Source organism: Rhizobium sp. CECT 9324, from assembly GCF_918741265.1.
In the GTDB taxonomy this organism is placed as follows: domain Bacteria; phylum Pseudomonadota; class Alphaproteobacteria; order Rhizobiales; family Rhizobiaceae; genus Allorhizobium.
In genome coordinates this window covers 1,009,387-1,034,281 of sequence record NZ_CAKKMZ010000002.1, presented here as the reverse complement: position 1 = coordinate 1,034,281, position 24,895 = coordinate 1,009,387, and the positions used below count along the sequence as shown (strand labels likewise).

Here is a 24,895-nt window from a genome sequence, read left to right as displayed (position 1 = left end):
GGATGTCGTTTAGCCGCTGCTGTTGCACCCTAAACGACTGCTAACTGTCTCCCAGTTGGACACTGTCGATGTGGGACTGGACGTACACACATTTCGCTGGTTCAGGGTACGACTAGATACTGCGGCGGTGCATCGATCGTCGTGCCAGGGCCGTAGTTGACCAGATACGCATTGATCCAGATCCTCTTGCGATCCTGCCGACCAGGACCGACTGCTTGGTTCTTATAGTGGCCGGACCGCACATGCGGCTTTACATGGCCTCGACCCTCTTCATAAGCGTGCTGCTTTCCATGCCGGTCGGTAGTATATCCGATATGCACCGTGACATAATCTTTGGTGATCGGTGGTTTACCCCTCTTAATCCGCGCAGCGTCGAGCTTCGGGCTGATCGTGGCAGACTCTCGCGTTACGATGCCCCGGACATGCAGTGTCATTGCCAGGCAAAGAGCTATTCCCGCCGTTGGGGCGTAGGAGTTGATGAATGTGTACGTGAACGGTGACGGGACTAAACCATTGTATCGCTGAACGAAAGCTTCTCCCTCAGAAGTAAACGAAGCTGGGAAGTGATCAGCGAACACAAGGTCCCGGCTAGCGCGGGAGTAATGGAAGGCTGGCCAAATGCGATAAGTGTTCGCTCCCGTTCCCTCTATCAGCCAGAATATGCGCCCTTCCGAATTGTCCTGCCATTCGATAAGCATGGTTTCGTATGGAAGTTCGCTGCGGCCCGCGTTGATAGCGACAGCGACGGCATGAGCATATTCGGCGGAATGCTCCACGAGCCACTCTATCACCTCTCGCGAAAACACAAATTTCGGTGCGGTCTGCATACGGCCAAAGACCTCGGCCGCTCCCTGAAAATTGGGATGGGCCAGAAAGCGCAGATCATGAAAATGGCTAACAGGCAATTTGGTCTCCAACAGCAGCTGGTATAACTTTTTTAGGTATCTGCGGACTTTCTATCACTGAATTCAAACGCAAACCTCCGCAATTAACGCGTAAGTAGAATTTTCCCATTGCATTAGGATCATACGGTTGCATACGATCCTGATCGGGCGATTTGGGGGAATAAAACTATGCTGACGCGGACCAAGCTGTTCTGTTGCACGTGCCTGTTTTCTGTGAGCCTTGGAGTAGCCCATGGCTACTCGCAAGACTTTGGCGGCGTGATCAATCTGATGGGACGTATGATTGAACAGGACATGCACAATCAGCAGGAGCGCCGTCAACGCGATGCTGAGCAGCGAGTGTATCGCCAACAGCAGCAGGCGGTCCGCCGCGAAGAGCAGGCGAGGATCGATCAAGAGCGCCGTAAAGAAATCGCGCTTGTGAAGCGTCTGCAGACCGCTCTTTCCAAGCTCGGGTTCTATTCGTCAAAGATCGATGGCGACCGTGGTCCCGGAACCCAGAAGGCCGAAGTTGCCTTCACTCAGGCTTTCGGCGCCGGCAGCATCACACTCGATGACTATACGATCGCCGAGATTGAACAATTGGCTGATCGCGGCTTCCGAAGCTCTGCAGAGCTGCGAGCCGGATCAGACGCTGGGTTTGAGAACCGCGAGGACTTTATCGCCGCACGAGATGGCGGCTTCAGCAACGCACAGGACTTTGCCGTTGCTCGCCAAGAGGGCTTCAAAAGCCACGATCAATACAAGGCCTACAAGCTGTCCGGCTTCGTGAACTCGGCCGACTTCCGCATCGCCGCTGAAAATGGATTCTCCGAACGATCGGAGTTTGAGGCCGCGAAACAGGCGGGCTTCTATGATCGTGCGACATATGTTGATTTCCGGGCCTCCGGCCATGCCGACAAGGCATCGTATGACAAACACAAGGCAGACAAAGCCGCGGCGACCGCAGCATTCGACCTGTGCAAACAGTCAGCCGCGGGCGACAATGACGCGGCCTCTGCGGATCTCTGCCTGAAGGCAGTTGCTGCCGGCGCCAACGACGACGCGATCAAGCTTACTTTTGAACAGCTGAGAGAACGGTTCGAGCAGCAGCTGGCCAAAATGGAGAAAGCTTCAAATGGTTCTGGCACCGACGTGGCGTCGGTCGATGGTGCCGCCGGTGCCACGCCATCGGATGCTTCCACATTCCTGGTAGAACAGGCGAAGGTGCGGCATGTCCTGAACCAACTTGATTGCGGGCTCGCGATCGTTGGTCAATCTTGGTCTGATGCGGCACAGCAATGCGCACTTCCTGCACAAAGCGACACCTCTGTGGCCGTACAACAGCTTCAGACCATTGCCGCCACCGAACAAAAAATTGCCGAAGACAAGGCTGCAAAGGAGCAGGAAGAGAAACGCAAGGCGGCGCTTGAAGAGCAGCAACGCCTGGCTCTAGCGGCCGCGCATGAACGTATGACCGGCCTCTTGGCTGACATAGCGTCATTCACCGAAGCCAAACGCAGCATCGCGAAACCTCTCGACGTAGCCAAAGCGTTGGTACGTCTGCGCCAGCTGAATGGCTCCAAGGACGTGAATACCATCGAACAGGCTTTGGTATTCACCGAGGATCTTCTGAAGAACGAGCCAGACTTCCAGAAATTCCTGACCGAAAAGCAGAAGGCGAGCGAAGTAGCCCAGGTCAATGCACGCACGACCGCCGTGGCGGAGCTTCGTCGAACCTCTGCCTTCGTGGAGAGTTTCGTCGCAAAGAACCTGCTGGATGACTCCGTAAACGATCTTCTCCTGCTTCAGGAGAAGCTGAACGAGGCTCAGAATTCGGGCCAGTATGAGCAGATCTTCAATATGCAGAAGACCGCGAAGCTGGAAATCGAGCGGCTCGATCTCAACACTGATCTCGCCGCATTCGTCTACGAAGAAAATGCGCCGGTGAAATCCGATGTGCAGCAGGCGACCAATGGGTTGGCTGTCACCGACAGCAATCGCGCGCTGCTGGAAGGCGAGCGAAACGATGTCCTCATTCTTGGAAACTTCACCGCACAGGCACCGCACCTGCTGGTGGATCTGGTTGGAAACACGACCTTCGATGCCGGCAAGGTCGATGCGTGTTGGATTTCCAACACCACCACCGAGCTGCCGCTTCGGGATCACGTCGTTCCCGCTCTTAGGTCATTCGGTGGCCAGTCCATAGCGCCTCAGGGCTTTTGCACGGCTGCCACAGCGGCGAAGAGCGACGTGGTCGTCATTGAGCGTGGCGCTTTCCTGAAACAGAACGTTCTGGACGTTCAACCCATCGTCGATGCCTTCGAGCGAGGCGACCTCAAAGTCGTAAAGGCGATACTTTGGTCCGATGTCGGTCAGTCGGCTGAGAACGATGGCCAACTGGCGGAAACAATCCGCACTGAAGTGCTAGGCAAGGTGCGAACCGGCTTTGGTTTCCTGCGCTTCGAAAACGCATCACGGCAGCTGTGCCTCGTGCTCGATCCGGCAGAAGTCGAGTTTCATCAGAGGGCGCTGGCCATCCGTGCTCAGGATCTCGAGCGCGTCCTTCCGCAATATGCAGATTTCGCCACGTTGAGCCTGGATCGGGCATTCGCGGGTGTACAAAAGCAGTCTTGCGGCGCAATCTACGCCGGCGAGGGAGACATGGCTCGTCTCCTGGAAGGTCTCCAGAAAATCAACGCCTCCTATTCAGTGGCACCCATCTGGATCGACGATCAGTTGGTCGAAGAAGGCAGAGCACTCTCACTTCGTTCGGAAGAAGAAAAGCAACGCGAGATCGCCGCTCGGCGTCAGGAGTTGGAAGCCGAAGCCGCGGCATTGAAGGTCAAAAGCGAAGAGGCCGCGGTCGTGCGCGCCAAGGCGCAGGCGGAGCTTCGCGATCGCTATTCGCAGGAGTCTCGTGCAGCCTACAACGATATCGCCGAGTTCAGCAAACGGTTCACGAATAGTGATCCTGACGCTCTGGCGCAGATTGCGGCGCTGTTCCCTGATTTGGCTAGCTGGCGGTCCGAGCGAAGCTCAAATGGTTGGGTGGTCGACCGGTACAATGACGAGCTGGTCGACTATGGTACGGCCGATTGGCAGGGTCGCCGGCTTGAAGCAGTAGTCATCAAAACCTCGGTTACGACAAAGAATGCAGTCCGCGGCGAATACTCGGACGCCTGCTTCGTTCTTGGCTACCTCATCGATAACGAGTTCGAAATGCGCCGTGATCCGATCACCTTGCCCTGTGAGACGGCCAGCACAGGTCTACAAACCTGGCAGACCGGCAGTTCGTTCGAGAGCCGTTGGGTGAGCCAATAGCGTCGTACGTTCCCGGCAAACGAAAGCCGGAGGTGCATTGGGCTAGGTGCAATGGGTACCGAACCTCTTGTGACCTCCACGCCGGCGGTCCTATTCCTAAATCACCTCCTTGAACCGGGGAATACCGTGACAGAAAGCATTTTCATGAAGGCCTCTGCTGGCGCCATCACAGTGGTGTCAGTGCTCGGGATTGGCTACACCGTGGCCAAGTATGCGACCGACTTCGAAGCAGCTAAAGCAGAAATTCAGAACCTGCGTGGCCAGATCGTGCAGCTGCACGATATCCTGCAAAAAACACAGAATAGCGCGGTGGCCGGCTCACGGGGAGTCCCCGGTCCGAAGGGCGACCCTGGGGAAGCCGGCCCGCAAGGGCCACGTGGAGAACCAGGTCCTCCGGGTCCTTCCGGAACAACAACGGCGCAATCTGGACTAACCCTCCAGGATGTCGAGCGGGTCGCTCTTCAGATCGTTGAACGACGTATTGCTTCTTTGCCAACGCAAGCTGGAAACTCCATTCAGGTTTCGATTGATGGGGCGGATGTCTTCAAGTCGGCCGGGTGCATATCCATTCAGACGATCAAGGATCTCCCAGTTTTGACACTCCGTGCTGGCCAGGAGTTCTGCGACCGTGATGGCGCGCTATTGGCGCGCGTTGAGAAATTCAATCCAGATGGTAATTTTCAGATGAACCGTCCCGGTGAACCAAGTGACTATTGTCAAATGGGATCATCTTGCCGCTTGCGGTGGCTTGGCGGCAAACAATTCAATTATGAACGTGTTGGTGAGGACGCAGAAGGTACCGTCGCGCTGTTGCGAGCTCGATAGCGGATCTGCGCATTCCTATCTGACAAGATCGGACTGCGAACGTGGAGCAGGTATTCGCTCCCGGAGTGACGGAATAGATATGCGGGCAAGCGGCCGCGGAACACGTGCTGTCGGGAGCCCATCAGAATAATCGGAGCCGATACATTGCAGCAATGACGAGTAGCATCCTTGCTCTAGCAAAGGGTGTTCACACGACAACGCGGGACGACCTGACTCGGGTCGGCCTGGACCTCGATCAGGTCGCCGGGTCTGAGAGCGAGTTCGGTCGGGCCTAGTCCCACATTTCTTCGCTAGCAGGCTGAAACCGCATAGACTGTATGATCGGGGCGGTGGCGAAGAGCGGTTCCTGCGAATATCGGACAAGCCGCCAAGCGCGCGGCCAATCCTGAACCATGATCCGCAGCATGAGCGATCGTCCTTACGAGAAATTTAACGCTTTTTTACGGCTGTTACTTAGCCGGACAGTAACCGCCCCTTGATAAGCTCTAGCCCAAAGTTATGGCAGGAGATATCGCATGCCGTTCAGCCAATGGTCGTTCCAGAACGTTCGAAACAAGATGACAATCCGCCTTCAGGTGGCCATTGTGACAGCTGCGACCTGCATCGCGGCCGTGGGCATCGCTGCGACCGGAGCCGCTATGGTCGCAAAAACCGAAGCACAAGCCAACGCTAACGAAAAACTTCATACCCTTGCCCGCGCCATGGCTGATCGGCTCGACCAGCACATGTTCGAGCGCTATCGTGAAATCCAGAACATAGCCAATCTGGGTCCTCTCCAAGAAGTCTGGAGCAAGGATGCACCTGCAACCCGTGAAATCCTCGAGCAACTCCAAGCGAGCTTGCCAGAGTACGCTTGGCTGGGTTTTGCGACCCCCGACGGCATCGTTCATGCAAGCACAAAAGGCATGCTAGAAGGGGTCTCGGTTGCGCAGCGCCCCTGGTTCATCAGCGGGCTGGAGAAGCCGACGGTGGAAGATGTTCATGATGCAAAGCTGCTAGACAAGCTTTTGCGCACCTCGACCGATCAGGCTCCGTTCCGCTTCGTCGACGTCGCCATGCCGGTCTTCAACAGCAAGCAAGAGCTTGCAGGGGTCCTCGGCGCTCATATGAGTTGGACATGGGCGGACGACGTTCGCCAGACAGTTCTGACCAGTCAAAACGAGGAGAGTTCTGCAGACCTTTGGGTGGCCGCCCGCGATGGAAGTTTGTTGATTGGACCTGCTGATCACAAGGTCGAGCCCTCAATTCTGTCTGAGGCCGCAAAATCGAACGGCGCGCTTTTCACAGACCCATCGGGTGACGCACCGATGCTTGCTGCCGTGGTTACCACTCGCGGTCAGGGAGACTATCCCGGCCTTGGATGGGCCGTCGTCGCCCGCATGCCAGTTTCCGTTATCTACGCACCCGCAAATCGGCTTGTGCTGCAGATACTTCTGATCGGTGGGATTGTTGCAGCTTTGGCGTCTGCTATCGCCTGGGCTCTTGCCGGATCGGTGACCAATCCCTTGAAAGCGCTCGCCGATAGCCTGGATCTGATTGGACGTCAGCGCAACGTAACCAGCGTAGAGCGCCAGAACGGATCACAGGATATTCTCAAGCTGTCGGCGGCCATCCGTTCGCTGTTGCGGCGGGTTGGAGCTGCTGAGAGCGTCCAAATGTCCGATGCGGCCACCATCACCACTCTCCAGCGCGAAGTAGAGGAACAGAAGAAGGAAGTTGAGGAAAAGATCATGCGCTATGGCGCGGACTTCCATGCCCTTCAAATCTTAGCGGACACGGATGGGCTGACAGGGCTCTTGAACCGCCGAGCTTTCCTCCCTTTCGCTGAAGACGCTTGGAACTACTTCAAGCGCTACGACAGGGGATTCAGTATCCTTATGTTCGACATCGATCACTTCAAGCGCATTAACGATACGTTCGGTCACGCTGCTGGCGACGACGTGATTCGGAAGATGGGCGAGATCATCAGCGCCGGCATCCGAACGACGGACAAAGTGGCTAGGTTCGGGGGTGAGGAGTTTGTCGTTCTGCTGCGGGAGACGGATGAGGAGTCTGCTGCGATGATGGCCGATCGACTGCGCGAACAGATTGCGCGCACGGTGGTCATGTCCGAGGGGCATCAGATTCGGTTTACCACCAGTGTTGGCTGCGCTTTGGGGTCTAATGCTGCACGAGATCTGGAAGATGTCATCCACCTGGCCGACACCGCGCTCTACGCCGCAAAGTCAGGAGGGCGAAACCGTGTCGTGCTGGATGGCGGGGCGGCCGAAAGTCGCAGAGCTGCAGCATAGTCATTCGTCAGTCGTAGATATGGGTTTTAGGACAACCAAGTCGTCGTCGAAAATCGGGGCCAGGCGGCAGATGTTGACAACGGCGGCGCGGTTTGAGCAGGCCACGGACCTCGCGATCATCTCCGTCGACCACGTCGGCAATATCGAGTTCGCTAGTCCGTCTGCGTCACACCTGTTCGATTAGAGGCATACCAGGGCGTGGTGTCGCCGGGCTGCGCCTGCGGCCCGGTAGACATGAGCCATCCTTTGATGACATCACGCAGGAACCCATGTTGCAGGAGCCGCTCGCGGTGAACGCGGCTCATGTCACTCGATTTGAATATGCGTCTTCCCCCGCGTTGCAACTCCTGCAGGGCGCTTAGACAGTCAGCGAGCTTTTCATTGGGGGTAGCCATGGTGGGTCACATCAAGTTTTTTATGTTGCGCCATTACAAGTATATTATGCTGTGTCTTATAAAGTCAATTATGCCGTTAATGTTCAAGTTTTATATGCCGCGCGGTTTCACGTAAATAGTGTTAATAATATGTTTTGAAGCCATTTTCTGAATTTTACTACGACTATTCTTCTGTTGTGGTGTTAGCTTCCCGAGCCCTCAAAATCTGGTAACACCGCAGAAAAGCACAGAGCCACCCTGCATTACCTCTCCCTCTCGAAATCATGCTCACGGCCCCGCCGGGGCCGACGCTCGCTACGCTTTTCGCCGCGCGAGATACGCGGCGCATGGCCATCACGGCGACCGCTCTTGGCCATTCGATCACCATCTTATCAGCATCACGAACGACTACCTGATGCGCGCAATAATCAAGCGCCGCGCGGAGATGATCGAGGAGTTCCTTGACCACGATCTGCATCTCGTCCGAGACCACGCCGGTCTGCATGGCGAACTCATAGCGGTCACCGTGATCATCGCCAATCCATTCCTTGTGTGCCTTGGCCCGCGCCACCAGCGCGGACGCCATTGAAAGCCGATCCATCCCAAACCTCTCACCGCCGTGAATTTCGAACACTGATAATGCTGACAACGCCTCCAGCCGCGGCCTCAGCCATCGGCGATTCCGAGAAGCTTCGAAAGCCTTTCGACAAGCGCCTCGCGAACATCCATCTTGAGCTTATCGAGATTAAGCTGCTTAAATTTCACGGCCGGTAGGTCCGCCGCGCCCGCTACGCCCAGCTTTTCCCAGTCCGGCGCTCCCTTCTTGAATTCGGCCAGGAATTCCCGGTGCTCCACTGGCATGTCGTCGATAAGGATTTCGACCAACCGCGCGCGCGCCGCATATAGCTCTTCCAGCGGAACGGCGGTTTCCGTCATCCCGTCGAAGTTCTTATCGTACTCCGCCGCGATGTCCTTCTGCGCTGAGGTGATCACCTCTCCGATCGGCCGCCCGTGGCTGATCAGATAGACGATGAAGGCCTGGCGAAGTTCGTCCGTGATTCCCTCGTTGGCCAGCAGGTCCCTGATATCGAAGAGATCGCGCGGATGCTGGCGGTCGAGGGCGGCCATGATCTTGCCCGCATACAGATCAGGGAACGATACGACCTGCATCTCCGCGAAGCCGAACTCATCCTCGACGGCCGCCGACACGGCCCTCATTTCAGGGGCAAAAACACTGCCGCGCAGGACGGGCGTCACCTCGATCTTGATCTGCGTGCGGTTCTTGTCCTGAACGACAAGGCGGGTGAGACTGCCGTCATTCTGGCGGCTCTCATGGGCGCGGGCGCCCTTGATGCTCTCCTCGATCCGCTCCTTGATCCGCAGCAAGGCCGCCTCGATGGCGGCCAGCGATTCATCACGCGGCATGACGGGCAGGAATGTCAGGTCGATATCGACCGACAGGCGCGCCATGTCGCGGACAAACAGATTGATGGCGGTACCGCCCTTGAGGGCGAAGTCCTTCTCCTCCGCGACAGCGGGGATTGTCTGTATCAGCAGGGCGACCTGCTGGCGGTACCGTTCATTGACCGGCATACAATTCCTCCGGGACGGTGATCAGGTAGGTGGGGTCAAGGCGCCCGCCCGGCACGAGCATTCGCTTGCCGGTTCCCAGATTGACGGCGTTCTTGTCGAGATGCTTTCGCCAGGGATGGTTATGGCGGTCCGCGAAGAAGAAGAACAGGCGCTTGACCTTGATGCTCTTGCAGTCAAGCAGCAGCTTTTGCAGCCTCCGGGGACTGAGTGTCGCGAGCCCTTCCATGATCTTGTCGGCCTGATCGAAGCTCTCGTGGGCCGGTAGCCCGTCCAGCATTTCAAGGATCGCGCGCTCCGGGGTCGATAGCGTCAGCGGCCAGTCCCACTGTCCCCACGGCATGACGCGGAACGACGCGCCATGCGGGTTTTTGCCGCCGGCTTGGCTGCTCTCTTTCAGGTTCCAGCCAAGACTGGTTAGCCCGAAATGGATCGGCTCATTGCGAAACAGCGCGCCACTATTGTGAGAGACGAATTTGATAGGGAGCGGCAACTTGTTTAGCCAGGTGGGCGCGTCCTCCGGGCCGTAGAGATGAACCTCTTTCTCTTCTCGTCTGAGATAGTGGGAGAAACCGTGAAGCGTGAGCGCTGTTCCACCGCCGACCAGCAGGGGCTTCATAAGCAGGGTTTGCAGTGATATGACGACGTGCTCCCATAGAAGCTTGCCGCCGGGCTTGCGGTAGACGCCGTGTGCCAGTCTCTCCAGCCAACCTGCTGTGACGTACTTACGGCACAGCTGCGCGGAGTAGCCGCGCGCCTTCAGCCACGCCGAGTCCACGAGAAGACCCTCGGGTAGCTCGCGCTGTAGCTGGTTTAGCTTTCCTGAAAATTCTTTACTCATGGTTTATATTATAGGTGCTTCTCAAACCCATGGTCAAGTTTATATTTATCAATATTTGTAAACCTGAAGGCCACATTTATCGCCTTTCTCAAACCGTCGATCTTATGGCAATTAGGCCTGCTTCGTCTGGAGCCGATCATCGCACCGGTACTCTTCGACATGGTGCAGGCCCGGCTTAAAGCCCGAAATCCCAAGGTTACCCCGCCAAGGGTGGTCACCGGCCCCATCCTGCTCACAGGCATAGCAACCTGCGCCAGTTGCGGCGGCGGCATGACGCTTCGCACCGGCAAGTCCGGGCGCTACCGGTACTATACCTGCGCGACCTGCGCTCAAAAGGGCAAGTCCGCCTGCAAGGGCCGCTCGATCCCCATGGACAAGCTCGACAAGCTTGTGACGGATCGGCTCGCCGAAACCCTGTTCAAGCCGGATCGTGTACGAGCCATCCTCGGCGGCCTTCTGGAACGGCAGGCTTCACGGTCAGAAGATCATACCCATCGTATGACTGCCTTCAGAATAAGCTGACCGACGCCGAAGGTCGCCTATCGCGTCTCTATCAAGCGATCGAGAACGGCATTGCCGATTTCTCTGATCCAACGCTGAAGGAAAGGGTTTCCGCCCTGAAGACAGAGCGGTAACCGGTGTTCTGCTCCCACGTTGTCCAATGTCGGCTTATCTGCACGCGCTGTTTGCTTTTACCTTGACCGCGGGGTGTGATGCCTGCCGAAGGCTGGAACATCGCGGGCATGGCAACTCCGAGGCATTGGCGGATGTTCATTTCTCGCGCTGTGATCGCCCGCGAACATACCCGACAACAAACATAACACTCAGGTACGCCATGAGCGCCGAACCGAAGACCAGTGCCAATGCAAGGGGATAGAAGAGGTATGGGGCATCAGCGCTAGTGATGGATGATCCACGTCTGCCAGGCAGCTCTCCATGAAGGAAAGACGTAACTGAATAGGCAAGAAATGTCGGGCCTAGAAGGGAGAATCCTACGATCGCCGCCCACTTTCGAAACCAATTTTTCAAATCCATGTCCTCGATATAGTGGCGACGATAATCGCGGCGGGGGGCCGTTTAGATACATCTTACGCCTGTCCAACAATGAGCGCCGATTGCCTCGCACCTTGACTGATGCCTGGTGAGGCGTTGGAGGACCATCAATGCCCGGCAAGTGAAAACATCGTGGGCTCGATCTTAAAGACAGTTTAGCGGCCTCTGGGCGATACGAGAGCTGAGCCGATCTCATATGAGCTTCTTGGAGGCTTGCGGAGGCGCCGTCGTAGGATGATCCATGGACGCGCAACAGTAGTCGCCAGAACCACGAGAATAACCGTGTAAACAGGCACCGTAGCCAGCGCTGCAGATAGCAATGATCCGAAAACCCCGGCGATACCGACCCAAAATAGAAAAGCACGCGGGCCAGCGACACTGTAGTAGGCGAACAAATACATCATCTCGATGATAACATTCACGACTGTTCGCAACATGCATTGCCCTCCGAAACCCAGGCAATATGACATCGGCCGGTTAGTGACAGGTGAAGGGGAAAATTAAGATTGTCCGTCTGCTTTCCCTGAACGGCAGTGCTTAGGAAGTGCTGTTATTTGTAGTTCCAAGGCAGGAGTTCCACGATCCGGCTCTGCTTGTGGTCGTTTACGATGGCGGTGAGCGTCGTGGTCAGGTAGGCCGTGCGTTCGCAGAACTACGCCCGGAAACCCGCATCACCGAAGAGAAAATCAGCGCCTTCGCCAATTTGATGCGCGACAACGTCGCGAACGGCCCCATCCCCTTCCGCCGCGCCTATCTCCGCGCCACCATCGACGGAGCCGAAGTCGATGACACGGAAATCCGCATCCACGGCAGGAAGTCTATTCTGGAACGAATGGTGATGGGCGGCGGGATATCTCCGGCAGGAGTTCCCAGTTTTGTTCGCAAATGGCGCTCTAGATGAGATTCGAACCTGAAGCTCTGATGATGGCGTTTCGAAAAGCCTTTCTGGTTTCTCAAAGAGTTTCGCTTCAGATGTCGGAGCGTACTTTGCGGCTCCACCTGCTCTGGCAAGCAGAAACAACTTTTCGCTCCGGTCTCATTGACACAGCTGATAGTGGATCCAAAAGTCTTAGGTTCGACCGCGAGGCGGTTTCTTTTTCAGGTTGCGATGCGAACTGTGCGAAGGGCCTTTGCCCATTTCACTAACTGGTCCAACAATGCGTCGAGTTCCTTCAGCTTTTTTTCTGCCGGAACCGGTCTGGAGAACTGCTCGAAATCGCTAAATATCGAGAGGTCAACGTGGTTGGCGATCGTTGCCACGTTCAATGCTGCCAGGATTGAGCGCAACGGCTCCACGGCGCGGACGCCGTTCGCCTGAGCCCCATAGCTAACAAATGCGGCAGCTTTGTCAGCCCATTCCTTGAACAGATAGTCGATGGCATTTATCAGCGCAGGTGCTGGGCCGTGATTATACTCGGGCGTTACGAAGATGAATCCGTCGAACCTCGAAATGGCTTCTGACCACCGCCTGGTGTGATCATGTGAATACGAACCACGGGCCGGCGGAATTGGCTCATCGAGCATCGGTAGATCAAATGCGCTGATGTCCAGGGTTGTGACGTGCAGATCGGTACGGTTTTGCGCATGCCCTGTCACCCAATCGGCAACAGCAGGCGCTTTTGTTCCAGGACGTGTTGTTCCGGTAATGACAGCTATTTCGATCATTCGGCTGCTCCGTGTGTCTGTCGTGGATGCTTGCTGATGCTCTCAAAGAAGTCGAGGAAGCCTCTGGGCGCATCATCGGCAAATGCGAGAGCAAGATTGGAGGCTGACTTCTCCTGATGGGGCGTGCTGCGCTCAAACATTTTCGCCTCGTAGTCGGCGAACGCGGCATCAAGGTTGTCAGGATGAGCAAGTATTGCGGTCGCCAAGTCGCTTGCATCAGCCATGGCGAGATTGACACCCTCTCCGGCAAAGGGAGACATCAGATGAGCCGCGTCACCGACGAGCGTGACACCGTGCGAGCAAGACCAGTATTTCCCTGCCTGCACAGCGTAGATCGGCCTTGGCACCAACGCGCCATCGCTTCTGGAGAGCATGGAATGATAGTCCGATCCCCATCCGTTGAAATGATCGAGCAATACATCCCTGCTCATCCGTTCGCGGGCCATCTCCTCCGGCAGGCTTAGAGCGGCGTAGACGCACAGTTCATCGTTCGGCTCTCGGTGGCCAATAATTCCTTGGCCTTTCGCGAGTGCAAACATCAGGCCATCACCAACAAGACGCTTTGCAACAGAATGGTTGGATGTGGCTTTCAGATATCGCATCTCGATAAAGGTAATACCGGAGTAGATCGGCCTTTGGTCCGTGAGAAGCGAGCGAACGTGAGACCAGGCACCATCCGCGCCAATGACGGCGTCCGTATGGGTGACTGAGTTGTCGTCCATCGTGATTTTAAAACCCCGATCATCGCGCTCAATTGCGCGGACGGTTCGGTTCCATTGGATGATATTGTTGGGTAGGGCCCCGACGATCAGACGACGCAATGTGCCGCGGTCGATCTCGGGTCGGCTCCCGTTCCCCCTGTTGTAGAAAAGAAGTTCTCCATCGCGATTGAGGAGACGGATAGCGTCGCCTCCAGGCAGAACATGATTGAGCACGGACTCATACAGGCCAGCGTTTCGCAAAGCCGCCTGCCCTGTCCTCTCATTGAGATTGAGCATGCCACCCTGGTGACGCGCATCGAGCCCGTGGTCAGCCTCGAGAACGGTACACTCAACCCCACCCTTGTGGAGCATGTATGCGAGTAGGGGACCGGCAATTCCGGCACCGATTATGGTGATCACAACTTACCTCCCATCCGCATCGGAACAGTGCGTCATTCATTTTATATAGGGTCCTATATATAAGATGGCAGCGTAATGCAACGGTGAATGCCGTCATACTCACGTGCCTGTTTGAGATCGGGCGCGGCATAGCTCTCTGTAGAGTCGCCGTCCGCGAAGCCAAGCCATTTTGGTGCTCGGACCGGTTTCATCGATGGAGACGATGGGCGCTAAATCGGGGTCTGGCTGGCCGTCGACCCAGTCCCGCCTATGATTGAGAGGACTTGACCCTCCTGGTCCAATGTAGGTGCAGTCTTTTTGAGAAACATGCGCTTTCGTAAGAGCAGCGCTGCTACCAATGGAAGCCAAACCCGATTTCGGGTTCAACCGCGCCACTCTACCATTGTGACGACGCCTTGCCGGCTGCATAGAAAATCGCGCCGACAGTCGCGAACACGGCAAACAGAAGAAACATCGCAGTTCCCCCAAGTGTGCCAAGTACAGCGCCGCCAAGCGTCGGGCCGATAAAGCTGCCAATGGTCGAAAAGGAATGGGCTCCATAATAGCTTCCACGGTTGCCTGATCTCGATATGCCGTCGACCAGCACATACTCCGAAGGGACAACGAGAATTTCGCCAATGGTGAACGCGACCATCGATATTATGAAACCCGCAAGGTCGACCGAAACTGAAAACCCGATCTGGCTGACCACCAACAGAAAGGCCCCGATGACGAGAGCGCTCAGTGCGCCTCGACGTTCGATAAAACGGCGCGCAAGCGGGTTTCCGCTCAAGACGACGATGCCGTTGACCGAAACCAGATAGGCAAAGATTTCAACACCGCCGCCAATGTCGCGGGCAAGGTACGGGGCCAAGGTTGCAGTCCACTGCCCATAGACTGCAACAAGCGCCGTGCCGCCGCCGATAAAGAAGAGTAGCCGAGGGTCTTGCATGGCAGCCTTCAGACTTTCAGTCACCTGGGCTGGTCTGAAAGAGATGTCATCGCCGGCACCAATCATGGGTGGCAGGACCAACAGCTGCAACGCGAGCGCCAACGTCGCGTAGACAGCTGCTGCGGAAAGAAAGAGAGGCGTGGAGACGACACCTGCCGCAATTCCCAAGAGCGGACCAATCGCCCAACCCATGTTTGATGCCGTGTAGCGCCAGGAGAAGTACTTCAGGCGAGCGGACTCGGCACACATGTCGCTCATCAGGGCGCGTGAAATCGGCCCGTAGACCGCTATTGCGACGGCCGCAACGCATTGGGCAAGACAGAATGCCACGACTGTTTCTGCAATTCCCAATGCGACCGTCGCAAGGGCGAGTACAATCAGGATAAGCGACAACGCCGCCTTGCGACCTGTCCTGTCTGAGAGAGATCCTGCAAAGGGCACGACAAAGGCACCGATCAGCGGTCCCAAGCCCAGTAGAAATCCAATAGTTGCAGGATCCAGAGCGAAGGTCCGGTGCAACTTGATGGCAAGGAAAGACAGCGTCATTGCCCTGGCAAGGGTCACGAGCCCCGCCCCCATGACAAGAAAGACTATTCCATGCGTTTCATGCTTGCTCACACGCCCCAACCATCCTTTTGGCAGATTTGAAGCCACGGATATCTCCCCTAGTATCCCGGCTATTCCCGCCCTTCTCTGCAATGGCCATGCGGCACGGGCAGAGATGGCCTACGAACATCTGGCACTGGATCGGACAGTTGATGAGACTAGCCTTGTCGTTATCTGACATAAGATCTGCAAAGGCCCCGGAAGATCTAACTCCGGTGATCTTCGAAATCAGCGTGCGCTACGAGCTCTCACACATGTCCTTCCTCGTTGCCCGCAGTGGCACTCGGGACACGGGCTACCCACTGTATTTCACGACCTATCCCGCGACCTGGATCGAGGCATACTTGGCTCGACACTTTTTCGAGACCGATCCAGTTTTAGAGGCCGCTCGCAGTGGACATCTGCCGGTAGACTGGTCTTCTCTCGGTCGCACTGTGCAGGATCGCCACTTCTTTGAAGAAGCCCGTTTTCACGGAATAGGGCCAAACGGGCTGACGATTCCTGTCCGCGGCGCCTATGGGGAACTGGGATTTTTCTCCGTCGCTTCAGATCTTTGCAAGGATGACTGGTTTAGGCTGTGTGCCACCAGCACCAACGATTTGCATATTCTCTCCCACTACCTCCATGAAGCGGTGTTTGCGATTACGGGGCTTCGGAAAGGCGTCAGCCCAAGGAAGCTTTCGCGGCGAGAGACGCAGTGCCTGCATCTGCTTGCCACGGGCAAGATTCACAAACAGATTGCAGCGGCGTTGGGGATCTCAGAGAGTTCCGTGCGCCTTTACCTTCGGTCAGCAAGAGAAAAGCTTTTTGCGTCAACGAGCCACCAAGCGGTAGCCAAGGCGACCTACTTGGAGCTGATAAACCTCTGATCTTTAGTGATTGCAGCAGCAAAGATAGCTCGCTGTTGGGGCTGTCAGTCAACCTGCAGGATTCTGCAGATTGCGGTAGCGTCGCGGGACGGACAAGAATCCTGACCAGTATCTCACGAATGGCAGAAGAAGGCGGTGACCGTGCATCATCTTGATGACCGAGATGGGGAGCATTTGCCGACGACTTCCAACGGAGGCGATGATGATTGATCAGCAGACGCTCGAACGTTGGCGACAGGCGCCACGGCTAACCTCTTTTGCCGACTTTTTCGAACGGACGGCCAGTGGCAAGGGAGGTGCCCCAGACCTTGCAAAGCCCCAGCCAGACATGAGCCTTCTTGACTTCGATCTCGACTGCGCCGTTTTTTTCGATACGCACAGGTATCTATGGGGACCCTTTGACAGCCACTACTTCGCCAGCATTCCCTACCGGCTTGAAGAGGAATGCAGACTGGGTGCCGCGATGCTTACGTTTGCCTTACGCGCGTGGGTGAGGAACGCTTCTCCGACAACTGTCTATACCCTTGGTACGGGAACCGGATGCCTCGCACGCACCCTCGCCCTGCTTGGCGGTGGTCGTATCAAGACACTCGCCTGTAGTCCTACCGCTGCGAACCGGGAAGCTTTTCTTGCAAAAAGAGGAAGCGACCATGCGCATTTCTTTCTTGGGCCCTTCTTCGAACTGAACGGCGATCGCTACGCGTCCGACATGGACCTCCAGCCGTTCAACAGCGGCGTCGACATCCTTTTCGAGGACACGACTTTTCAGATGTATGATCGCGACAGGGTTAAACAGCTGGAGTTCATCGCTCCCCGCATTCGCCATGGCGGTGTGCTTGTACAGGTCCAAAAGCTCGCCCACCCGGATCGCGAGCTTTACGACGAGCGTGAGCGTCAGAAAGATGAACTGTTCAAAACCCGCTATTTTTCAACAAGCCGGATTTCCGAAAAGAAGGAAGAAATCCTGAAGACCATGACGGATTTCCAGGTCGACCTGCAAACCACTGAGTCCGCGCTGAGATCTTTTTTCCGTTACTCTGCGATGACGTGGAACAGCGGCAACTTCTACACGATCGTTTCGTCCAATTCTCGGGCATCAATCCTGGAGTTGATCTCGCTGATGAAAAGGCCAGCGATAGTTCCCGCCTTTTGCTACGAACAGCTGCCAACTGCGCTGATCGATACCGAAACGAGGCCACTTGGCTCCGAACTCGCGTGGCGCGGCGACAGCATGATGGCTTCGCTCGAACCGAAACGACAAGCGGCAGCGTGAGATGGGCCAGGAACGATCGCCGGGATCGGAACAGCATTGTAGCGCAAACGATGTTCGGCACTCACTATCGTATTTGATGCCGCATCTGGCGCCCTTCTGGAACCGCCCACTCCGCGAGTATTCGTCAACTGTCTACGAGATGGAGCATTTCCGTTCAGCGAGCGAGGTGCGCATCCAGTCCATGCATCTCCTGCGCAAAACCGTGGAAAACGCGGCACGGAAGGCTGGCTTTGGGGATGAGGATGCGCGCCGCGCTGGTGGTGAATTAGTGGCTTCGCCGGTGTTGCAGACCGGCCCGCATTGCCTGCTGCTCTACGAGCCGGACGCTTTCTACACCCATCTGTTCAGTCTATTGGGTCTGCAGGCCCAGAAACGGGAATGGCACATCACCTATTTCGTCTCAACCACGACATTCAAGGAGTCGGCCAAAAAGGGTGCAGGCTGGCTTCAGGTTGAAGGCACTCCCCTCAATCTCTTCGGACTTCCCCGGAGCCGGATGGACGGCCGCAGTATCGGCTGTTTGAATGGTCCTTATCGGTTCGCCCTTACAAATTCAAAAGGCGACGTCGCTCCGAACGCCTCCGCAGCTCGCCTTCTCTCAAAGCTACCGTCCGATTCTTTCGCGTCCGCCGCGGAAGCGATCAAACGAGCGAATCAGGTTCTCTGGGAGCGTGAATTTTCAACCCGGGTGAAGCTGCTTCAACTCGATGATTTCGACATCGCCGACCTGGTCGCCGACCACCTCGAGGAGACAGAATCATGGATGTCGGCATATTTTATAGGAGATGGTGCTGTTGCTGAGTGCATTCTGCGAGCAATCGACCGACTGAATGAGGGCGCCTGGGCCGGTTGGCTTCGCAGAACGACAGACCTCTTCTGGCGAGCGGAAAAGGACAGAATGATCCCTTTGCGCCTTCAAGACCGCATGCTGAAGACCACGGGGGAATCGAAATTCGAACTAAAGTTTAGCCCTCACGACCTCGCAACAGCACTTCGACAGCGCGCCATCCTCCCGAGCTTGTTTACTGCGTTTCTGGTGACGTCAATTCTACCGGGCGCAAGAGCTCTTGGGGGTTGTCGCCAGACAATCTACCTTCCCCTCATGCGGTATCTCGTTTCAATGGGGATCAAGCACTCAGGCGATTTGAGCCTTCTGAACGCCCTCAACGAACACAGTCGACCCGGCGCATGGGGTCACCGCGTCTTGACCCCAACTGGCGGCGATCCACTTCAGGAGATTGAACGCGCCGGCGGTGTACTGCCCCTTTTAACCAAATATGGTGGCCACTCATTGGCGCAATCGAGCGGCGATCTCGCAAGCTTTACGAGAGACCCTATCTGGGCCGAGCTATCGCGCCACATTGCATCCGGCTCTATCACTCGGGCATCGCAAGAATGGCGATGGTCTGCCTCATGATTCTGGTATGTCGCTCGATTGCTGCTGATGCTCTGCATAAAAAAATCTGGCTACGATCGATACGCCAATCATCGCGTTTGCCGTCGATAGAGCCTAGCTAGGTGGGATCCCTAAAACGAACACCCACACCACCACCGTTCTCGGGAATGAACTCTATTCCTGCATCCTCTAAAACTTGTCTAATTCGTTGGAGCGTGGACTCGCGCAAATCCTCTCCACGCTCGAGGCGAACAATTGTTTGCGTTGAAACCCTTGCCGCCTGTGCAAGCTCAACGACTCCCCAACCCAACGCCGTGCGGGCCAATTTGCACTGAATTGACTTCATATCACCATGGGATGGTGATTTTGGTTGCGTTTCATCGGTTCTTCCTGTACGTCCTCTGGTGCAAACGGCCAAATGGTGGGTTCAAGGACACCACTTGGCCTGACCACAATCAAGCTGTCTGGGAGCTCGGATCATGGCTGATTCTGAGAATAGCAGAACTTTGCCCGCAATCCATCTATGGAAACCTCTCCCGACCTCCGAGTGTGGCAGACCACACCGTTTGAGCGATAATCCACCGCTCCGCGGGCGCTAAAGCGTGCGCGGTGAGAACCTATTCACCGCTGCGCAATCAATAAAATTTAGAGGGAACACCGCAATGCCATTACTGCATCGACTCCGCACGACCATACTTCTCGCCAGCTTCGCTACCGTGACTTCGACTGGGTTCATAGGGACAGCCGCTTTTGCGGAGGATCTCCGGATCGGAACGCAACTCAAGCTGATGACGCTCGATCCGCACTATGCGGACCTCAATGAAAACAATTCGCTGCTCGCGCATGTCTACGAACGCCTCGTAAACCAGGATGCACAGCTGAACCCGGAGCCCGGACTTTCCCTTTCATGGAAGCGGCTCTCGGACACGCAGTGGGAGTTCAATCTGCGGGAAGGCGTCCGATTTCATGATGGTTCGCTCTTCACTGCAAAGGACGTCATCTACTCGATCGAGCGCGTTCGGGATTTTCTGAAGCCTCCTAGCGGCGGGTTTCAGGCGTACACGCTGGCGATCAAATCGGTCTCGGCTCCCGATCCGATGACGGTCCTTATCGAAACGACCGAAGAGGTGCCGACACTCCCGCTTTCGCTGACCTCGATTTTCATCATGCCGCACAGACCGGATGGCTTTTCGACGACAGAAGAACTTAATTCCGTGACAAAGCCGAATGGGACTGGGCCTTATCGGTTTGAGAGCTGGCAGTCGGGCGAACTTCTCACTCTGGAACGAAACGACGAGCATTGGGCCGGCATGCCTGCCTGGTCAGGCGTGGCTTTCCGCGTCATCGAGAGCCCTGCGGCCCGCGTCGCGGCTCTGACCACCGGCGACGTCGATGTGGCGGACTACATACCGGCGCGCGACGTAGAAGGGCTGAAGCAGCGCGGTCTAGAGGTCAATAGTATAAGTGCTGCCAGATCAAACTTCCTTCAATTCGACACGGGGCGAGAGAATGTACCTGGCGTAACCGACCAATCAGGGAACCCGATCCAGAATCCTTTCCGGGACAAGCGCGTGCGTCAGGCTCTGACAATGGCAACGGACCGCGCCTTTCTTGCCGACAAGATTCTCCTTGGATACGGAACGGCAGCAGCGCAGATCTTTCCAGGCGGATTGTCGGGAACCTCTGCGAAACTCACGGTGGCGCCGCCGGACTACAATCGCGCCAAGGCGCTTCTTGCAGAAGCAGGTTTTCCCGACGGCTTCAAGGTCGTGCTCGCCGGACCGGCGGGACGCTATCCAGGCGATGGTGAATCTCTGCAAGCCATTGCGCAAAACTGGGCCAGGATCGGAGTTAACGTGCAACCCGTTGTCGCCCCATTCTCGGTCTTTGCCACGCAACGCTCAAATGGCGACTATCCCGTCTGGTATGGCGGCTGCTCCGGCGAGGCGGTGACGTTTTGCCTCAAAGCCGTTCTGGCTAGTCCAGACGTTGGACTCGGAACGGGTTCGCTGAACTACGGCAAATACCAGAACAAATCGTTCGACGCGATGCTGGCGAAGGCGATGTCCATGGAGGATGGACCCGATCGGAACGCAGCGCTCGCTGATGCCACGGAATTTGTCATGGCCGACTATCCGATGCTCCCTCTCTATCATTTTCACCTGATTGTTGGGCATGGCGAGAAGATCGGTTCCTACGCGGTGCATCCGCGGGGATGGACAACCGCCATGCAGGCTGTTCCGTCAGAAGAGTGAGGGCACGTTCATGATGACCACAATCGTCGGAAGGCTCTCACAGGCCTTCCTTCTCCTCCTTGTCATGTCGTTGATCGGCTTTGTCGGCATCCACAGCGCTGGCAATCCCGTCTACAACATCGTCAACGTCGAAACAGCAACCGCTGCCGACATTCAAAACGCGACGATTGCCCTCGGACTGGATCAACCGGTCTGGCGGCAGTACCTGCTCTTCATGGGTAACGTCGTGACAGGCAATTTCGGTACGTCCTACATCTACCATCTGCCTGCCTTCGGCCTGGTGATGAGCAAATTCCCTGCGACACTTGAACTTGCCATGACCGCGATGGCATTCGCTGCACCCTGCGGCACGCTGCTCGGTCTATTCGCAGGCAGAAATCAGGGCGGGGCCATCGACCGCGTGGTCCTCAAGGCAAGTGTCTTTGCGCTCAGTGTTCCATCATTCTGGCTGAGCATGTTGCTCATCATGGTCGGCGCGATAACCATGGGCTGGTTTCCGTCCGGCGGCCGCGGACCAACGATCTCGTTGTGGGGCCAGGAATGGAGTTTCCTAACCTTGGATGGTCTGCGCCACCTGACGCTTCCCGCACTGGCCCTGGCCATTCCCAATATCGCGCTTATTGCCCGGCTTGCAAGGGCCGGAACAATCGAGGTGGCGGGCCAGGATTTCGTCCGATTTTGCAGGGCCAAAGGGCTCTCACCCAGCCGCATCCTGTTGCGGCACATGCTTCCGAACATCAGCATACCAATCATAACGATTGTCGGTATGCAGTTCGGCGGAATGCTCGCCTTTGCAGTTGTGGTCGAAACCATCTTCGCCTGGCCGGGCATAGGCAAGTTGCTGATCGACTCTATCCAACTCCTCGACCGACCGGTCGTGATGGCAACACTGACCTTCATCTCCGTCGCCTTCGTCGGGCTCAATGCGCTCGTCGATCTTAGCTACGCCGTGCTCGATCCGCGCGTGCGCCTTTCCCAATAAAAGGAAACTCCATGAAGGCCGATACAATCCGTGCGCTTTGGAAGCGCCCGCAGGGACACCGATTCAGCTTGTCCGCAATATTGATTGCTGGCTACATTCTCCTCGCGTTGGCTGCTCCGCTCATCGCACCGCAAAACCCCTATGACCCATTGCAGATCTACGGATGGGAAGCCTCATCGCCTCCCGGAATGTTCGGCGGTGGCGGCTACACTTACATGCTGGGGACGGACGCACTCGGGCGAGACATTGTCAGCACCATTCTCTACGGCCTGCGCATCAGCCTGATGGTCTCAATCACCAGCACGGCGATCGCAGCTCTGATCGGCATTACAGCCGGGGTCAGCGCAGCATATTTCGGCGGATGGGTCGATGCCTTCATCATGCGCATTGTCGATCTCCAGCTCAGCCTCCCCACCATCCTGGTGGCTCTTATCGCCATTGTCACGCTTGGCCCGGGGATCGATCGCATCATTCTGGCCATCATCATTGTGCAGTGGGCAACCTATGCCAGGGTCGTTCGTGGCGTGGCGTTGAGCGAAATCGGCAAGCCCTACGTGGATGCGGCACGTCTCCTGCGGCTGCCAACGATGCGGATTGTTCTTCGGCATCTACTGCCAAACAGCATGGCGCCGGCGATAACCTTGATCCCGATCGAATTGGGCCATGCCGTGGCGCTTGAAGCGACCCTGTCATTTCTCGGACTGGGTGTGCCGGTCGACAAACCGTCGCTCGGATCCACCGTCGCGAGCGGCTTCCAGTATCTGTTGACCGGCCAATACTGGATCAGTCTGTTTCCGGGTCTCGCACTGTTTGGTCTGATCGCAAGCATCAATTTCGTTGGCGAAGGCGTCCGCCGCCGCCTGGATCCGAGGAGCCATTCGATATGACCGAGCACAACAAACCAGAACCTTTGCTCGTCGTGAGCAATCTCACCATGAACTATCGAGCGACGGCGGGTTCAATGACAATCCTGCGCGATATCAGCTTAAGCCTCCAGCGTGGCGAAATCCTGGGAATTATTGGGGAATCCGGGGCCGGAAAGTCTACGCTGGGCAATGCGATCCTTGGCTCGCTGGCGCAGGAGTTCGAACAGATTTCAGGGGCGATCCTGTTCGACGGTGAAACCCTTGATGGGATGAGCGACCGGCGAAGGGACGCCATCAGGGGGAGGAGAATATCCGCTATTTTCCAAGACCATACGGCTTCACTTGATCCGTTGATGACCGTCGGCGCACAGCTCGAGGAGACCATTCTGGCTACCAATGCCAAGGTTTCTGGAAAGGAGGCCCGAAATCGCGCGATCGATCTGCTGGCTCGCGTGGGCATCCAGAACCCCGCCGAAAGGTATCACAGCTACCCCCATCAGTTTTCCGGAGGCCAGCGCCAACGTGTGGTCATCGCAATCGCGCTGGCAGGCTCGCCCGATATTATCATCGCGGACGAGCCGACCTCTGCCCTCGATGCAACCGTCCAGAAGCAAATTCTCCAGCTTTTGCGCGAACTCGTGGAGGAAACCCGCGTGTCCATTATTCTCGTCACACACGACATGGGCGTCGTGTCGGAGATCACTGACCGGGTCGTCGTGATGCGGCACGGGGAGATTGTTGAACAGGGCAGCACATCGTCGCTACTGGATGCACCCCAAAAACCCTATACCCGCAGCCTTCTTGCCGCCGTCCCAAGATTGCGGATGGCAGACCTCGCGGATCGCAAAGATCCCACGGAAGAATTGAGCGTCGGAGGCGTACAAGACGCCGGGGCCGCGCGACCCCTCCTCAACGTACGTGGAATAACAAAGTCTTTTTCCAGGCGAGGGATCTCATGGATCAGCAAGAGCACCTCCAGGCCGGCACTCCAGGATGTCTCAATCCAACTTGAACGCGGTGCCATTGTGGGGATTGTCGGCGAGAGTGGGAGCGGCAAGAGTACAATCGGCCGGATTATTGCGGGATTGGAAACCGCTGGCACGGGTCAGCTCGATATCGATGAAACTTGCTTCGATGTTTCGAAGGCCGGATCTCGAAACGGACTGCTGGGGAAAGTGCAGATGATCTTCCAGGATCCTGCAGTTTCGCTCAATCCCAGAATGTCGATCAGTGAAGCACTGCGGGAAAGTGTCCGTTTCGGCTGCTGCCGCACAGATGAACTCGCCGCGGTTGCGTTGATAATGGATCGACTTGGCTTATCGCTTAATCTTCTTTCTCGATATCCGCATCAGCTTTCGGGGGGGCAAAAGCAGCGCGTCTGTATCGCGCGCGCGCTTCTTGCCCGCCCGAGGATCATTGTGGCTGACGAGCCCACTTCGGCCCTGGATGTCTCAGTACAGGCGGAAATCGTGGCGCTGTTGAAGGAGAATGTCAGCAAAGAGGGCATATCGATGCTGTTTATCTCCCATGATCTGGCGCTCGTGCAGCAGCTCTGCAGCTTCGTCTACATTTTCCGGGACGGCAAGGTGGAAGACGCGGGCTCTTCCGCGTTCATTTTCGGTCGCTCACGAAATCCATACACGCGAAGTCTGATCGATGCGCGCCCTCAACGTTTCACGAGCTGATCTTCGACCGGCCCCATCCATCAGCCGGCCGGGACCGAATTCCTTCCACTTCATTCAAGATCGC

At 56.5% G+C, this 24,895-nt stretch carries 19 protein-coding genes and 1 pseudogene; 11 read left to right on the top strand and 9 right to left on the bottom strand.

All coding sequences use genetic code 11. The annotated features are described in order from the left end of the window. Positions 1 to 101: 101 nt before the first annotated feature. Positions 102 to 905, bottom strand: a complete 804-nt coding sequence (locus LQ231_RS24530) for a hypothetical protein (RefSeq protein WP_230174658.1) — start codon at positions 903 to 905, stop codon at positions 102 to 104. 168 nt (positions 906 to 1,073) lie between these two features. Between LQ231_RS24530 and LQ231_RS24525 the strand changes: the two genes are divergently transcribed. From LQ231_RS24525 to LQ231_RS24515, 3 genes are all read left to right on the top strand, one after another. Further along, positions 1,074 to 4,208 carry a peptidoglycan-binding domain-containing protein gene (locus LQ231_RS24525; protein ID WP_230174656.1) on the top strand — a complete coding sequence of 1,045 codons (3,135 nt, stop codon included), beginning with the start codon at positions 1,074 to 1,076 and terminating at the stop codon, positions 4,206 to 4,208. Positions 4,209 to 4,334: 126 nt separating this feature from the next. Further along, positions 4,335 to 5,033: a hypothetical protein gene (locus LQ231_RS24520; protein WP_230174654.1), complete on the top strand. Its 699-nt coding sequence runs from the start codon at positions 4,335 to 4,337 to the stop codon at positions 5,031 to 5,033. Positions 5,034 to 5,548: 515 nt separating this feature from the next. Further along, positions 5,549 to 7,324, top strand: coding sequence for a diguanylate cyclase (locus LQ231_RS24515; protein WP_230174652.1), 1,776 nt, complete (start codon positions 5,549 to 5,551; stop codon positions 7,322 to 7,324). Between the two features lie 558 nt (positions 7,325 to 7,882). Here the strand turns inward: LQ231_RS24515 and LQ231_RS24510 are convergent. The 3 genes from LQ231_RS24510 to LQ231_RS24500 all read right to left on the bottom strand — a co-directional run bounded on the left by LQ231_RS24510 (position 7,883) and on the right by LQ231_RS24500 (position 10,129). Then, positions 7,883 to 8,299 carry a hypothetical protein gene (locus tag LQ231_RS24510; protein WP_230174650.1) on the bottom strand — a complete coding sequence of 139 codons (417 nt, stop codon included), beginning with the start codon at positions 8,297 to 8,299 and terminating at the stop codon, positions 7,883 to 7,885. Between the two features lie 65 nt (positions 8,300 to 8,364). Further along, complete coding sequence (locus tag LQ231_RS24505) at positions 8,365 to 9,291, bottom strand: nucleotidyl transferase AbiEii/AbiGii toxin family protein (protein WP_230174648.1); 927 nt, start codon at positions 9,289 to 9,291, stop codon at positions 8,365 to 8,367. Continuing rightward, complete coding sequence (locus LQ231_RS24500; protein ID WP_230174646.1) at positions 9,278 to 10,129, bottom strand: type IV toxin-antitoxin system AbiEi family antitoxin domain-containing protein; 852 nt, start codon at positions 10,127 to 10,129, stop codon at positions 9,278 to 9,280. The genes LQ231_RS24505 and LQ231_RS24500 overlap by 14 nt, the downstream gene beginning before the upstream one ends. A gap of 270 nt (positions 10,130 to 10,399) precedes the next feature. On the opposite strand from LQ231_RS24500, the gene LQ231_RS24495 reads away from it, so the two are divergent. After that, positions 10,400 to 10,651: a zinc ribbon domain-containing protein gene (locus tag LQ231_RS24495; protein WP_230174644.1), complete on the top strand. Its 252-nt coding sequence runs from the start codon at positions 10,400 to 10,402 to the stop codon at positions 10,649 to 10,651. Positions 10,652 to 11,732: 1,081 nt separating this feature from the next. Here LQ231_RS24495 and LQ231_RS24490 read toward each other — a convergent pair. The 4 genes and pseudogenes from LQ231_RS24490 to LQ231_RS24475 all read right to left on the bottom strand — a co-directional run. After that, positions 11,733 to 11,819 (bottom strand): annotated as a pseudogene (locus tag LQ231_RS24490) (transposase domain-containing protein); the annotation flags it as partial. A 461-nt stretch (positions 11,820 to 12,280) separates the two neighbouring features. Continuing rightward, entirely contained in the window at positions 12,281 to 12,847 is a 567-nt protein-coding gene (locus LQ231_RS24485) for an NAD(P)H-dependent oxidoreductase (RefSeq protein WP_230174642.1), read from the bottom strand. Next, complete coding sequence (locus tag LQ231_RS24480; protein ID WP_230174641.1) at positions 12,844 to 13,968, bottom strand: NAD(P)/FAD-dependent oxidoreductase; 1,125 nt, start codon at positions 13,966 to 13,968, stop codon at positions 12,844 to 12,846. Before LQ231_RS24480 ends, LQ231_RS24485 begins: the two co-directional genes overlap by 4 nt. Before the next feature lie 376 nt (positions 13,969 to 14,344). Further along, positions 14,345 to 15,517, bottom strand: coding sequence for an MFS transporter (locus LQ231_RS24475; RefSeq protein WP_230174640.1), 1,173 nt, complete (start codon positions 15,515 to 15,517; stop codon positions 14,345 to 14,347). Positions 15,518 to 15,603: 86 nt separating this feature from the next. Between LQ231_RS24475 and LQ231_RS24470 the strand changes: the two genes are divergently transcribed. The 3 genes from LQ231_RS24470 to LQ231_RS24460 all read left to right on the top strand — a co-directional run bounded on the left by LQ231_RS24470 (position 15,604) and on the right by LQ231_RS24460 (position 19,064). Further along, positions 15,604 to 16,374, top strand: coding sequence for a LuxR family transcriptional regulator (locus LQ231_RS24470; RefSeq protein WP_356637478.1), 771 nt, complete (start codon positions 15,604 to 15,606; stop codon positions 16,372 to 16,374). 202 nt (positions 16,375 to 16,576) lie between these two features. After that, positions 16,577 to 17,647, top strand: coding sequence for a class I SAM-dependent methyltransferase (locus LQ231_RS24465; RefSeq protein ID WP_230175056.1), 1,071 nt, complete (start codon positions 16,577 to 16,579; stop codon positions 17,645 to 17,647). 268 nt (positions 17,648 to 17,915) lie between these two features. Continuing rightward, a complete protein-coding gene (locus tag LQ231_RS24460; protein WP_230175055.1) occupies positions 17,916 to 19,064 on the top strand; it encodes a hypothetical protein in 1,149 nt (382 codons plus the stop codon). Positions 19,065 to 19,161: 97 nt separating this feature from the next. Here LQ231_RS24460 and LQ231_RS24455 read toward each other — a convergent pair whose 3' ends face one another. Further along, a complete protein-coding gene (locus LQ231_RS24455) occupies positions 19,162 to 19,389 on the bottom strand; it encodes a helix-turn-helix domain-containing protein (RefSeq protein WP_230174638.1) in 228 nt (75 codons plus the stop codon). Positions 19,390 to 19,705: 316 nt separating this feature from the next. Between LQ231_RS24455 and LQ231_RS24450 the strand changes: the two genes are divergently transcribed. From LQ231_RS24450 to LQ231_RS24435, 4 genes are read left to right on the top strand one after another with little or no spacing between them, the layout of a single operon-like run. Next, positions 19,706 to 21,298, top strand: a complete 1,593-nt coding sequence (locus LQ231_RS24450; RefSeq protein WP_230174637.1) for an ABC transporter substrate-binding protein — start codon at positions 19,706 to 19,708, stop codon at positions 21,296 to 21,298. Between the two features lie 10 nt (positions 21,299 to 21,308). Further along, positions 21,309 to 22,280 (top strand): ABC transporter permease, encoded by a 972-nt coding sequence (locus LQ231_RS24445; RefSeq protein WP_230174636.1) that lies wholly within the window; start codon positions 21,309 to 21,311, stop codon positions 22,278 to 22,280. Between the two features lie 11 nt (positions 22,281 to 22,291). Further along, the gene (locus LQ231_RS24440; protein WP_230174635.1) at positions 22,292 to 23,167 is read left to right on the top strand and encodes an ABC transporter permease; all 876 of its coding nucleotides are present in this window, start codon (positions 22,292 to 22,294) and stop codon (positions 23,165 to 23,167) included. After that, a complete protein-coding gene (locus LQ231_RS24435; protein ID WP_230174633.1) occupies positions 23,164 to 24,831 on the top strand; it encodes an ABC transporter ATP-binding protein in 1,668 nt (555 codons plus the stop codon). The genes LQ231_RS24440 and LQ231_RS24435 overlap by 4 nt, the downstream gene beginning before the upstream one ends. Positions 24,832 to 24,895: the final 64 nt, after the last annotated feature.